At 36.1% G+C, this 13,340-nt stretch carries 14 protein-coding genes; 1 reads left to right on the top strand and 13 read right to left on the bottom strand.

Annotated elements, in window-relative coordinates:
* Positions 1 to 2 precede the first annotated feature (2 nt).
* Positions 3 to 356, top strand: a complete 354-nt coding sequence (locus tag HNR31_RS19285; protein WP_373367376.1) for a transposase family protein — start codon at positions 3 to 5, stop codon at positions 354 to 356.
* Positions 357 to 1,188: 832 nt separating this feature from the next.
* Here HNR31_RS19285 and HNR31_RS09850 read toward each other — a convergent pair.
* The 13 genes from HNR31_RS09850 to HNR31_RS09790 all read right to left on the bottom strand — a co-directional run bounded on the left by HNR31_RS09850 (position 1,189) and on the right by HNR31_RS09790 (position 13,276).
* Positions 1,189 to 1,932 (bottom strand): LytR/AlgR family response regulator transcription factor, encoded by a 744-nt coding sequence (locus HNR31_RS09850; RefSeq protein WP_181556064.1) that lies wholly within the window; start codon positions 1,930 to 1,932, stop codon positions 1,189 to 1,191.
* A gap of 47 nt (positions 1,933 to 1,979) precedes the next feature.
* Positions 1,980 to 2,291, bottom strand: a complete 312-nt coding sequence (locus HNR31_RS09845; protein WP_181556063.1) for an STAS domain-containing protein — start codon at positions 2,289 to 2,291, stop codon at positions 1,980 to 1,982.
* A 21-nt stretch (positions 2,292 to 2,312) separates the two neighbouring features.
* Positions 2,313 to 4,391 carry a FapA family protein gene (locus HNR31_RS09840; RefSeq protein WP_181556062.1) on the bottom strand — a complete coding sequence of 693 codons (2,079 nt, stop codon included), beginning with the start codon at positions 4,389 to 4,391 and terminating at the stop codon, positions 2,313 to 2,315.
* 6 nt (positions 4,392 to 4,397) lie between these two features.
* Positions 4,398 to 5,249, bottom strand: coding sequence for a PP2C family protein-serine/threonine phosphatase (locus HNR31_RS09835; protein ID WP_181556061.1), 852 nt, complete (start codon positions 5,247 to 5,249; stop codon positions 4,398 to 4,400).
* On the bottom strand, positions 5,249 to 5,566 hold the full coding sequence (locus HNR31_RS09830; RefSeq protein WP_181556060.1) for an STAS domain-containing protein: 318 nt from the start codon (positions 5,564 to 5,566) through the stop codon (positions 5,249 to 5,251). The genes HNR31_RS09835 and HNR31_RS09830 overlap by 1 nt, the downstream gene beginning before the upstream one ends.
* A 61-nt stretch (positions 5,567 to 5,627) precedes the next feature.
* On the bottom strand, positions 5,628 to 7,166 hold the full coding sequence (locus tag HNR31_RS09825) for a methyl-accepting chemotaxis protein (RefSeq protein ID WP_258561047.1): 1,539 nt from the start codon (positions 7,164 to 7,166) through the stop codon (positions 5,628 to 5,630).
* A 53-nt stretch (positions 7,167 to 7,219) separates the two neighbouring features.
* On the bottom strand, positions 7,220 to 8,704 hold the full coding sequence (locus HNR31_RS09820) for a class I adenylate-forming enzyme family protein (RefSeq protein ID WP_181556058.1): 1,485 nt from the start codon (positions 8,702 to 8,704) through the stop codon (positions 7,220 to 7,222).
* The gene (locus tag HNR31_RS09815) at positions 8,704 to 8,937 is read right to left on the bottom strand and encodes an acyl carrier protein (protein WP_181556057.1); all 234 of its coding nucleotides are present in this window, start codon (positions 8,935 to 8,937) and stop codon (positions 8,704 to 8,706) included. The genes HNR31_RS09820 and HNR31_RS09815 overlap by 1 nt, the downstream gene beginning before the upstream one ends.
* Positions 8,938 to 8,947: 10 nt before the next feature.
* Entirely contained in the window at positions 8,948 to 9,982 is a 1,035-nt protein-coding gene (locus HNR31_RS09810) for an alpha/beta hydrolase (protein ID WP_181556056.1), read from the bottom strand.
* Positions 9,969 to 10,817: an ATP-binding protein gene (locus HNR31_RS09805; protein ID WP_258561046.1), complete on the bottom strand. Its 849-nt coding sequence runs from the start codon at positions 10,815 to 10,817 to the stop codon at positions 9,969 to 9,971. Before HNR31_RS09805 ends, HNR31_RS09810 begins: the two co-directional genes overlap by 14 nt.
* A 136-nt stretch (positions 10,818 to 10,953) precedes the next feature.
* Positions 10,954 to 11,673 (bottom strand): SDR family oxidoreductase, encoded by a 720-nt coding sequence (locus HNR31_RS09800; RefSeq protein ID WP_181556055.1) that lies wholly within the window; start codon positions 11,671 to 11,673, stop codon positions 10,954 to 10,956.
* Between the two features lie 2 nt (positions 11,674 to 11,675).
* Complete coding sequence (locus tag HNR31_RS09795) at positions 11,676 to 12,497, bottom strand: 6-carboxytetrahydropterin synthase (RefSeq protein ID WP_181556054.1); 822 nt, start codon at positions 12,495 to 12,497, stop codon at positions 11,676 to 11,678.
* A 56-nt stretch (positions 12,498 to 12,553) separates the two neighbouring features.
* A complete protein-coding gene (locus tag HNR31_RS09790; RefSeq protein ID WP_181556053.1) occupies positions 12,554 to 13,276 on the bottom strand; it encodes an EAL domain-containing protein in 723 nt (240 codons plus the stop codon).
* Positions 13,277 to 13,340 lie beyond the last annotated feature (64 nt).

Here is a 13,340-nt window from a genome sequence, read left to right as displayed (position 1 = left end):
CCATGGGAGGTTTTATTTTGGAACTGCAAACATTCTATAAGGATTGGAAGTTGCTGTTTTATTCTGTTAACTATTCGTGCGTAAAGTTGTATATCCAATCTCAACAAAAATCTAATCTTTGTTCATCATGTGACATGCCTTCTTCTCTTGTTCACAGTCGATACTGGCGTGTGATTCAGAATATAACTATTTTATCGTTACAAGTTTTTTTGCATGTACGTGTAAGGAAATTCTTTTGTGATCATTCTGCACGTTCACAACGTATTTTTACGGAGCGATTTTCAGATTGGTGGTCTCCTTATGCTAGACGTCCCCATCGCTTGACCACCTTTCTCCAACATCTTGCCTTTCCCTAAGTACAGAGACTGCTAATAAAGTTTCTAAGCAGTATGGGATTCCTACAAGTGCAGATAGTTTTCTGTATTTGATTCGTAAAGAAGAAATACCTCTCATCACAGAACCTATTATCATTGGAATTAAACCGTTCAATGAAACCGTACTGATAGCAATGACAGAGAATACCCATTTGTACGTACCGCGGTTTTATTAAAGAATTTTATCGTTATGCGGACAGACCATATTACAAAAGCAGTATACTTTGAAAATCTAATGAAGGAGCCACAACGAGGATTGCGTTTGGAGACATAGCAGATTACAAATTGATTAGAATCAGAGACTTACCTATGCAAGATTCGCTGGATGCGAAGGACTCAGCTTGTCGACTTTGTCGACAAGCTGTATGGATTGAAAGTGCAGATTCGGCTCACCAGCAAGGCCGATAATGAATAATATCATCGCGCCGGCTTCGTATCACAATGTCATGGTGGCAGAAGAAATCATGGAGCCACTGCCTCATCCTTACACGTTGGGGATATCTCAAACCAAACTGCGTGGTGCCATGATGGACTCCCTCACGCAAAAATAGCCAATGACTACAACAATTGAGTTCGTCGGAAACAAAAACGTCGAAACAGTATTATTGGAACGGATCCGTTTCGATGACTTCCATTCGTTCGATAAATATCTCCATGGGTGTGAAACTGCGTTAGAAGTAATTTTCTTAGCTCATACCTATGTAGTTCTTAGTGCAGTTGAACAACAACTATCATCACGGGTAATGAACCTTCAACCTAGGGATAAAAACTTCTTATATATCAAGATTATGTACAATGATATGAATAACATGCGTCATTTAATTTTATGAATATTAAGGATCTTCCTTTGAACTTCATTTATCTTTAATTTGGAAATGTATGCAAACTTATTGCTGTCGATAAAATAGGCTAAATAAGTTTCCCCTGCTGGTTCAATTTTTACTATTTTTTCTAAATTCACGATATAAGAACGATGAGTTTTGAAAAAATAATCGTCTAATTTATTTTCAATTTCGTTTAGAGTCTCTGTCGTTTCATATCTTTCATGTGAGGTATGAACCACTGTTTTTCGATTTTCTTTTTCTGCAAACAAAATATCTTCCATAGGAAGAAAAAGAATCGAATTTTGCGACTTGATACCAAGCCTTTTGTTTTTGGCTTTTATTGATAAGTTAGTTTGATTTGATAACTGGATTAGTCTGCGAGCTTTTTCTAAGGCATTAAAGAGACGCGTTCGTTCAATCGGTTTGACAATATAATCTGTTGCAGAGATTTCAAAAGCTTCAACAGCAAATTCGTCATAACCGGTTATAAAAATAACCTGTAAGGTAGGAAGCAGTTGTTTGCATAACTTTACCGCTTCCATCCCATTTAGATCAGGCATGTTTATATCCACTAACACAATATCAGGTTTTTCTTTCAAGACCAACTGAACAAAATCTTCCCCACTTGCTGCTTCCCCGACAATTTTATATTGTGGTAATAAATGAATGAAGTGACATAAAAGAGTTCTAGAAGACACGTTGTCATCTGCAATAATAATTTTCAAAGAATCCATCTATTGTTCCACCTCCCCCCCTTCTCCTTCCTCATATAAACACTACCTCACTTTACAAATATCTCCTCACCCAATATTTCTTTCAATTGAATGATTTTAAATACTTCCTCTACCTCAGGCTGTGTGCCGGAAATCATTACATGTTTATTTTCTTGTTTTAATGTATTTACTAAATTAATAAGTAAACCAATTCCGGTAGAATCTACAAACAGGACTTCGGATAAGTTTATATGAATCGTTTCGAAAAATTGTAATTCCTGTATAATTTCTTCCATTATTTCGGTAACTTCGATATCTAAGTCTCCTTTGAAATAAATAGTTACACTCTGTCCGTCTTGAACCAATTCATATGAAAACATACAGTATCTCCCCGCTCTCCATTAATTAAAAACAATTTGTTCTTTTTCATTCAGAGAAGCCTCAACAAAATGCTGTTCTTTTTGAAAAGTGTATTTCACCTTACCGATTTGAATAACCGTTCCTTCCCTAGCAAGTTCGATTTTAATTGTTTGATCGGACGGAACAATGATACGCGTCAAAACACCTGTCTCTGAGCCTGTCTCTTTAATCGTCGCACCTAGCCGTGCATACACTTCTCCTCCACGTACTACTCCGTTGATTTTCAAAGAACCTCCTGCATGAATTTTACAATTATAGCATCCCTGCCCTAGCACTGCTACATCGCCGCTGCAATATATTGTGCTATTTAATGCATACAATAACTCAACATAGCTATTTTGGTTGTCTTCAGTTTGACTTTTATTTACTAATTCTCTTATATTCGCTAGCAATATTGTAAGTTGTTCAAGAGAATGCCACTCATTTGGAACGTGAGCAAAGAAACAGAGACGGAATTGTTCAGAAAGATCAAGCCAGCTTTGCTCTAGCAAACGGTTTCCTTTTTTGCTAACCTCCATATATTGTTTCGTCGTTGTCACTAGTACGCGGAATTTATGACTTAACAGTAATTTAATTAAAGGAAACAGGCCATTTTGCTTCAAATCAGTCACTTTAAACGCTGAGGAAGCCATTAATTGTTTAATAGAGAGAATTAATTTTTCGATATGTTCTTCAATAATACTTAATAAATGGACTAACTCTGAAATAAGTATGTTATTTTTCCCAGAGGAAATTTGACTTCCAATGACATTTTGCCGAATAAAAATCGCCTGTTTTGATATAATATTCGCCCGGTTAACGTTTTTGAATATTGTAATATTTCCATCCGCTTCAACACTCATTCCATCTTCAACATTGCCCAGTATATCTACATCCCCTTTAAAGCGAATGTTGCCCGAAGCAATATCTACATCCCCTTGATGAATGAACTTTTCAATAATAGATACTTGAACTAACATTCCTTTTTGTTCAAAATAAGGGCGCCCTGTTTCGGTAGCAACAATTTTTGTTCCATTTTCTACTGTTGTAACCCCTTTCCCTAACTGGACTTTGACTGGATAGGTAGGTTGGGCCGGAATCGGCTCATTCGTTACTGTCATACCAGGCAGCCCAGGAACTGGGGGATGAACAATGGCAATCACTTGTCCTTTACGAACTGTTGGGATATTTTTTAATTCCCGAAAATCTACTGTTCCATCTTCACGAAGCTTCGGTCTCATTTGTTGGATATCAACATTTACTTTTAACTCTATCCATCCATTTTTTCCTTCTTTCGGTTTTATGCCTCTAGCAATAATAAAGCTACTAATCTTTTTAGTATTTACTGCATTTTTAATTTCATTAAAGTCAATCCCTCGAACAACATTTAATGTTTCGAGCTCCTGTAATATTTGTTCATACTGAAGGTCATTTCGAATCTCAATGTGTTCCTCTGCGTTCAGCTCAATATGATAATCAGGTTCAATGTCTTTTATCGTAAAACTTTTTCTCATTCCTGGTTCTATATGTAAAATTACATTTAATTTGTCTCGATCGATCGTTATATTCCACTTAGTCTCTGTAACTTCTTCTTCGACTTTAATGTCAAATTGGTCAGTTTCTGTTACTACCGTTGTACCTGTGACTAATTCATTATTTTTAAAAAGCTTAACACCTCGTCCGACCGTAATCGTTGGATAGTGCAGAGGAGAGGGCTTACAAAAAATTTTCCCATTTTTCACCCACACTTTTCCTTCGAGTTCATCTTGTAAACATAGCTTTTGAATTTCTTGTTTTTCATCAGTCATAGATACATGTGAATTAAAATCTAAATTTTTAATTACCTCTTCAATATCGTGAACACTATTAAACTCACGAAGTTCCTCTTTATTTTCTTTCTTTCGTTCTTGGGTTTTTGTAAGTTTTACAATGGCGGGTTTGGAACCAATACGTAAAATCCCTTTTGTTTCCTTTTGAATAATTTCAATCAGCACTTCCTCACGAGTACTTTTCAGAATCTCTAATCCTATATTGATCGCTTCTTCTATATTACGTCCTTTAGAAATGATCGTTTGTCCCATTTTGCTCTACTCCTTCGAGCTGATAAAGGAAAAGTTTGTTTTTGTCATATCACTTTTTTTATTGACTTTCAGTATTACCATCGTAATATCATCCTTTTGCGGAACTCCTTCCGTAAATGTATGAATTGCTTCAACTACATGCTTCCCGATTTCATCCACATTTTTATCTAAATGTTGTAATAAAGTGTTGATGAGACGTTCACGTTTAAATTGTTCCCGATCTTTATTCTCAGCTTCCACGATACCGTCTGTATAAAAGAAAACCGTGTCGTTCTCTTCTAATTCCACTCTCTTTTCTTCGTATACGTGGTCAGTAAAAGCACCAACCATAATCCCTAACGCTTTAGGGAGCTCCATTACCTTTTTTTCCTTTCCTTTTACAAGCAAAGGCATATTATGACCTGCACTTGCATATGTAAGAACGTTCGTTATTGGGTTCCAATCAGCACAAAACAAAGTGACAAATGATTTTAATAAGCGCAAATCTTGACAAAGAGCTTTGTTCATAGCAGTCAGCGTTTCTGCAGGGCCTTTCGTACTTTCTGCTGCACTACGAAAAGCTCCACGCGTCAAAATCATCAACATAGCCGCTGGGATCCCTTTTCCCATAACATCGCCAATGACAATGCGAACTTTGTCATTTTCTAAAGGATAAAAATCATAGTAATCTCCGCCTATTAACCTTGCAGGGATGGAAATTCCCTGTATTTCTGCATCCCTTATACTTGGAATTGAGCCATTTAACAGCTTTGTTTGAATATTTCTCGCTAAATTAATCTCTCGCTCTAACCATTTCTCCATAACGTGATCATTCGAAGAGGTTAGTCCATGTACATGTTTATACTCATTCAAATACATTAGACCACCTCCCCTTGAACCGCTTCCAGCACCTTGAATAAACCGACTGTCTCCAAAATATCGTAAATTTGTTGGTTGATCCCCCGTAATTTAATTAGAAATTGTTTTTCTTTTGATAAATAGATAACTTCCATTATCGCACCGATGCCAGTAGAATCGATAAATTCTAAATTAGAAAAATCAACGATTAACTCTTCAATATCCTCGATTTCCTGAATATAAGTTTCAAATAAATGAGCGGTAGATATATCTAAAATTCCTTTGATCTTTAAGACGACAGTCCCATTCGAATACTCCCTTTGAACGGCTAATGTCAAATTGATTCCCCCCTTTAGCGAGAATGTATAAATCAACGAACTGCTTATCTTCTAACTCCTTTTAAAGTTTAAAACGGCTTATTTGCTGAAGCAGCGTATTAGCGATATTTGAAAGCTCCTTAGATTGTCCATGTAGAGATTGCAGTAAATCAGATAGCTGAATGGTCATCTCAGTCGTTGTTGCAGTCCGATCATTTGCTATTTGTCTCATGGCATCCATTTTGTCAAAAATCGCTTTTGTGTTTTCGTCATTCGGTAAAGTGTTTAGCACTTCTTCGATTTCATCTAAAAATTCGTGGATTTCATGCAACTGTTCCCTTGACTGAATCGTTGTTTCTGTTGATAATTCATACATCTTCTCAACCGATTGCGAAGCTTCCGCCTCTAACATTACAGATAGACGTTGAGTTTTTACTGCTTGTTCTCTTGTATCTGACACCAGCGAATGTAGCTTATTTACCATTTTATTTACGCTATTTGATAAAATCTCCAACTCACTGCCATCTTTCACCCGGCTTTTCACTGTTAAATCTCCATCAGCTAACAGCTGGATTTGTTCTTTCACTCTTTGAATGTTTTCGTAAATTTGATTAAAAAACGGAACTGTGATTAAAAATAAAACAAGTAAAGATAGTAAACTTGAAACCATTAAAATAATCGAATATTTATAAAATGGTGTTGTCATTTTACTGTAATCTAATGCTAAATAAATGACTCTGTTATCATTAATTGGTAAAAAAACTTTGTACAGTTTTTCGCCATTTACTTTTTGTAGTGAGATACGTTTTACTGGATGGTCTACCATTTGTTTAAGGATTTCCACATCTTCTTTCGTTTGATATTTAAAATCACCATGCTCCACTTTTCGTAATGGAGGATAAAAATTCATTTCTAAACTTGGATTTTTAAAAACTTTCGGATTAAGAACAGAAATTTCTTTCACATAAGGATTTCTTTGTTCTATTTGACTAATCAATCGTCCCGGTCCTACTTCTTGCGTAAATTTATATACTTCCTGTGCCTCTATGAATGGATTGACGATATAGTCTGAACCAGGCGGATGATAGTATGCATACTTGAAAAATAACGGTTGCTCCTTATGGGAGCCGGATTTAACGATTGGAAGAACTAATATACTTTTATCCGTATATCCCTCTTGAACTACCGGCTCTTCCCCTTTTAAAACGGCGTTCATATTTCGATAAACAAGTTCTCCGTAGCTTTTTGTACTAAACCCGATGTCTTTCACATCTGTAGATTTAACCGCTACAATATCGTTATCTTTTCTAGCAAAAATCGTTAAGCCTGCTAGATTCAAATCTTTTTTAATTTTTAGCAATTGTTCATTTTTAATATTTTCGACCTTTTGAGTCTGAAGAAGATCACCAATGTGTTTGGCTATAGCAATCATTTTGAAATCAATTTGCTGCTCAATCATTTTTGAAGCTAAATCCGTTTCCTCTATCCCTCGTTCGATACTGTTAGCAATTGGAGTAGATTTTTCGTAAATATTAGATTTTATTTGTTGGTTCATAAAGTAAACTTGAATCCCTGCCGACAAAATAGCAATAACGATTAATAAAGAAAATACTTGTGTCAAAAACCGTCTTCTTAATGTCACGTGTTTCATGCGCTAGCTCCTCATGTTTGGCTTTATTTATAGTTCTTCTCTAACGCCCATTGACGTAATGTCACTTTATCGACTTTCCCTTGACTTACAGGAATTTCATCCACGATAAAAATTTGATCAGGTACTTTATATCTTGCTACTTTATCTTGGCAAAAGGAATAAAGCTCACCCGTATCTACTTTTCCTCGTACAACAACAAAGGCAACTACTTGTTCTCCAAAAATAGAATGTGGAACCCCAACAACTACCGCTTTTTCAACATTTGGGTGATCAGTGAGTAGCTTTTCAATTTCACCTGGAATCACTTGTTGCCCGCCTTTTTTAATCATATCCTTTTTGCGGCCAACAAATTCAATCTTCGCTCCATTCGTAACCCGGACCAAGTCACCTGTATAAAACCATCCATTTCTATAGACTTCTTCCGTTAAATCTGGGCGCTGATAATAGCCTAAAAATCCGTTTGGTGTTTTAACAGTAAGCTCGCCGATTCCTTCGTCAGAAACGTTTACTACGTTAATCTCTGCTCCTGGTGTTAAAGCCCACTCTATTCCTGTTCGGATATCATTTTTACTGAACATAATACATCCGAGCTCACTAAGACCGTACATATTTATCATTTTGCAATTTTTGATGGATGACACTGTCTGGATAAAGTCTGGTGAAATACTTTCACCTCCAAGCCCAACTATTGTTAATGGTTTATAAAAGGTATCTTCATCGTCTCTTGTCAATAAATATAATGCTCTAAATAAAGAAGGGCTTGTAACGAGCTTATTAGCTGAATGTTCTTTTAGTAACTGAATAATATCTGGAAAGCTAAATGATTCAGTCACAACAAAGTGTACCTGCCTTTTAATAGCTGTTAGTAATAAACATAGTCCGAATAATCCGGAAACAGGAACCATACCAAACAATCGATCCTCTTTTGAAAGCACCATTGAAGTTGATAATGCTTCAGCTGTAAATTTAATAAATTCTAAATCAACCATTACTCCTTTGGGAATACCAGTGCTACCAGATGTACAACCTATAATATCGATACACTCATTTTCAACAGGTTTCGGAGGTCCTTCGACTACCAGTGTGCCCCAATTCAAGCAATCATCAGATTCAAAAATAACGGTTTCTTCTTTTATAGAATGCGCCCAATCATAGACTGTTTTAGAAAAATCAAAGCCATTATATTGCTTAATCGTAAAAACGATATGTGGTTTGATAAATTCAAGAATTTTTGTTAAATCATCTTTTCTTAAAAATGGGCTAATTGGCACTATAATCCCTTCCAGTTGGTTAACCGCCAATAATAAATTTAAAAAGCTCGGTACACTTGGAACAATTAATGCGACCCTTTTCCCACGGATTGCTCCTATTCGTTTTAAAAGAGAAATATATATTTCTACACCTTTTTGAATATCGTATAACGAAAAATCTCCTGTTTGCGTTGTTAAAACTTTTTTATTTACATCTAAGTTTTCGCTATTAAAAATCCATTGATATAAGCTCCCCATCATTCCCTCTCCTTGACGAAAGACTCATATAACCCACCTACGGTTTGAAAATCTAAACGGCTTTGAATCATATGTAACTCTAATTTTAATTTTGCTGCTACTTCAATAAGTAAATTCACCATTTGTAATGAATCAATTCCTAAATCGTTTCGAAAGGAAGAATTTTTGTTAATTTGTTCTACCGGTATTTTCGATATTTCTGAAATCAATTGGCGAAATTCTTCAAAGCTCATTTTTTCACCTTCATTTCTCTTGAAACCATGTCATAGCGTACTGACGGATTTCAGGAAGTTTGTAGTTACAACAATGACCCTCGTCATCGAACTCTAAAAGTTTCTTTCCATTTGGCAAATGTTGATATAAGTTATAGATATCTTCACTGGATACCATAACATCTTGCCTGCCATGTATTAATAGAACTGGATTGCGAAATGCTAACTTTTCAAAACAAGGTAACCATTTATCTTCTTGTTCGCTTACAAAGCGTACTCGCTCCGTAAAGTAATCAGGCAGGCTGATTTCTTCGCTTAAAAATGCTGGCGAGACCGCAACAGCTTTCACCACTTTTGGATGACAGCTACTATAAACGGCCCAAGAAGCCCCTGAACTTGTCCCAAACACATAAATAGGCAGTGAGAAATTAGAAGATGCAAATTCAATTAATAAATTGACGAACTTTTCCCACCGTTTTTTCGTTCCTTTCAAACTGCTAAACACATATGTCTCCCCTTGACCTGGACCGTCGAAGCTGATTGTGACAAATCTCTTCTCTAAAAAATCCATTTCATACGTAAAAAGCTCTTCTTTTGTTGAATCTAGAGGATTAATTATAATGATGATCCCTTTTGGGGCTGAAGGAATGCAAACTCGTCCAAAACATTTTTTCTGATCTACATCTAGTTGAACATAGTGTGTTTCAACATGCGATAAATCATCAGCAATTCGAACAGCTTTAAGACTTTGGTTTAACCACTTCTTTTTTTCGTCATTTCTCTCTGGTATAAGCCATTGCATTAAATGATAATAAAGACCGGCTGTCCGAAATACGATCTCCGCTTCTACACTTGGAAGCGCCTCTGCTTTTTGCATCAATAAGTCTGCAAGTGTTCCCCATCTTTTCATCCAATCTTCTTTACTGGAAAGAGAGGAGCGAACAAATATAATGTCCTCTCGTTTCACGCCATGCACAATCCAGCGATCCCAAAATCCATCGATGAACTTAGCTGTAAGAAGAGTTTTTTCGATCGTACTCATGCTTCTTTCTTTATCCAGTAGCATTTAACCCCTCCCCCTTTCCTTCTTCCAGTTCGAAAATTAAAATCAGTGTAGAACCTCGCGGAGATGTAAATAATAATATTTTTTTTGCAATTTTCATCATTAGCGTAAACCCTTGCCCTAATGACTTCTTTGTCGAATATCCAGCAAGTAAAGTAGTTTTTGGTAATTCTTTCATAGAAAAACCCGGACCTTTATCCTCCACAATGAACCGCAATTCATTTGTCAATTCATCTTTTACTAAAGTCATTTTTCCTTCTTCGGCATGTTTGATAATGTTAGTAATAGCTTCAGATACTACTAGTAACCAGCTCATCGCAACCGATTTGCTAATTCCCATTTCCTCAAAAATCTCTTTGACTAAATTTCTGCATTTCGGAATATCTGAACGCGTCTTAACCTCTTCTTCACAAACGACTTTCCCCTTTTTAAATTGCTCGATTTCTTCTTCCTTTATTAGCAAAAATTTTTCTTGAGTAGCCGCATATATAACATCGCGATATACTTCCCACTTTTCATCACTTACTACTTGTTGTTCAGGAGTTCTCGGCTCCTCTTTCTCCGATTGAGCTAAATCACCAAACAATTCATCTTTGTAGATGTCATATGCTTTTAACATTGCGTTAATGATGTCTGTATTTTGGTTCAATGTGTTTACTTTTGCGGGAATATCTTCACCACTTCTCCCCCATTCGAGCAGTGATTCGCTTAAATAAAGTAAATATCTTGCTTCATCCGTAGAGGCATTCTTGAATGTCTTGTTTATTAACGAATCATAAAGAAATAGTTCCGTATCTTTCGAGTTCATTCCAATATATTGCCCCAGTTTTCTTGCCAAAAACCCTCTTTTCGTTCTATACAATAGCTCTGATAAAGGCAAATCCGGGGTACAGAATAAGGAGGAATGATTGGTTGAATGATCGGTTCTACGAAAGAAACTTTTAAATATTCCTGCCACTATCCCACTCGCCTCCTTACAATATTCCGAGAGGCGGTGTAATCACTACTTCATCAATGGAAGCGTCCTCCGGTTGTATCAGTAAATAAATGATATGTTTGGCTAATGTCTCTACTGAAATCATCTTTCTGATATCCGGTTTAGGTTCGATATTATCCCAAAACTTGCTGTTTACTGCCCCGGGAATCACCGCTGAAACATATACACCATGGGATCGAAGCTCAGCTTGAAGAACTCGCGTTAATCCTAATACACCAAATTTCGATGCACAGTATCCCCCACAGCCGGGTATGGCCGTTATTCCTGCGATGGATACAATGTTCAAGATTCTCCCATTCTTTTGCTCTATCATATGTTTCCCGAAATACTTCGAACAAAGGTAAGTACCTTTTAAATTTACAGATATCATCATGTCAAAATCTTGTGTATCTGACTCTAAAATACTTGCAAAAACCCCTGTTCCAGCACTATTAATCAGTACATCTACCGAACCATATTTCTCAACTGTATCCTGAAAAAATTTTTTAACAGAATCTTCGTCTGAAACATCTACCTCAACAAGCGAAACACTACTCGCACGCTCGAACCCTTCCAAACTGAGATTTGTAATATTACGGCTCCCCAAAACTAAGTTAGTACCGAAATTAGCCAATTGTCTCGCGGTTTCATATCCTATGCCGCGACTGGCTCCTGTAATGACAATCGTTTTTCCTCTTAATTTTTCAAAATCGAACATGCTTATTGCCCCTTATGTGGACCGAAATATTCAAAGTAGTTTCTTTGTGTTTCCCAAAGACCAATTTTATAAAGGTTTGAAATATGTGGAGATAGAAGTTCCCAAATGACAATAGCTATATTTTCAGATGTCGGGTTTATTTCCTTAAACTCTTCAGTGTCTAGGTTGAGATGTTTATGATCAAACTTTTTTATGACCTCTCTATCCACGATTTCATCAAGTTCCATTAAGTTAACGACCATGCCCGTAATAGGGTCAGGTTCACCAATTACGGTAACTTCTAAATAATAATTGTGACCGTGGCCGTACAAATTATTGCATTTCCCGAATAATTTTTGATTTTCTTCTTCTGTTAACTGATGACTATGCAAACGATGCGCACTGCTGAAATGATATTTTCTTGTTAGCTGCACCAACTCTCCTTCCTCCTTTACCGAGTAAATATCATCATTTTCTTGTAATCTGATTTTATGAAGCTTACAACCGTTAAATCGAGGTTCTAACGAATTCCAAATATATGTAGCTATTACTTCGGTAGTAGGGATGTGCTTTTGAAAGTAAAAATGTTCCCGGTTCAAAAATTTTCCGTCCAGTTCGTTTTCAACAAATTTTTTAATAACGCGATCAATTTCTGTAATGTTTAATACGATACCTGATAACGGATTTACATTTCCTTTAACAGTTACCTCCAGTTGATAATCATGACCATGGCCGTTTGGATTACTACATAACCCAAAAACTCTTTGATTTTCCTCTTCACTCCAACCTTCAATCCGATAACTATGAGCTGCAGAAAATTCACTTCTCCGTGCTAAATACAACACCGTTTTGCACCTGCCAGTAATAAAGTTTAATATTATTTTCAACCAAAATCATTATTTTAAAATAATTTTTGAGGTTCTCCTAAAAGATAACCTTGTGCCGCTGGTACTCTTAGTAATTTTGCTTGAGCTAAATCAATTTCTTTTTCAATCCCTTCCAACACTAACACCATTTTTCTCTTACAATAGTTTGCTAGTAAAGAAATCATTTGCTGCTTTTCTTTATTCATGGCTAGCTCTTCTGAGAAATACCGATCCAACTTGATATAGTCTGGTTGAAATTCAATGATCCTTTGAAGCGTGAATACTTCTTTTCCAACATCATCGATCGCCACATAAAATCCATAATTTTTTACAATTTGTATTTTCTCTTTTAACTGAGCAGTCTCCCAAATGTCTTCTTCATCCCTAGTTTCATTCAGCTCAAATACAATTCGGTCGCGTATCACTGGATACTTTCTAATTAAATCATCTAAGAAATCCTCAAAATGCTCATGAAGGATCGTTGAGGGATAAATATTTAAAAATAGTAATTGTTTATTTAAGTGAGAAAAAGGAAAATTAGATATTGAATTCTCAATAGCCATAGTGTCAAGTTCGTATAAACATCCTTCTTCCCTGGCTCTTTGAAACAAATGCTCTACATTTGGTACAGCTTTATTTACAACACGCATTAATGCTTCATAGCCAAATATATTCCAAGTATCTAAATCCCAAATCGGTTGATAAACATGTTCAAATTGCTTTCCCTCAACCAGCCACGTTCTAATACAAAAATTCATAGGATACTCCCTCAATTCACAATTTGATATGCGACAGCAGCTAACGTACACCTTATACAACCAC

The organism is Thermaerobacillus caldiproteolyticus, from assembly GCF_013761245.1.
In the GTDB taxonomy this organism is placed as follows: Bacteria; Bacillota; Bacilli; order Bacillales; family Anoxybacillaceae; genus Thermaerobacillus; species Thermaerobacillus caldiproteolyticus.
This window is presented reverse-complemented; position numbering and strand designations above follow the sequence as displayed.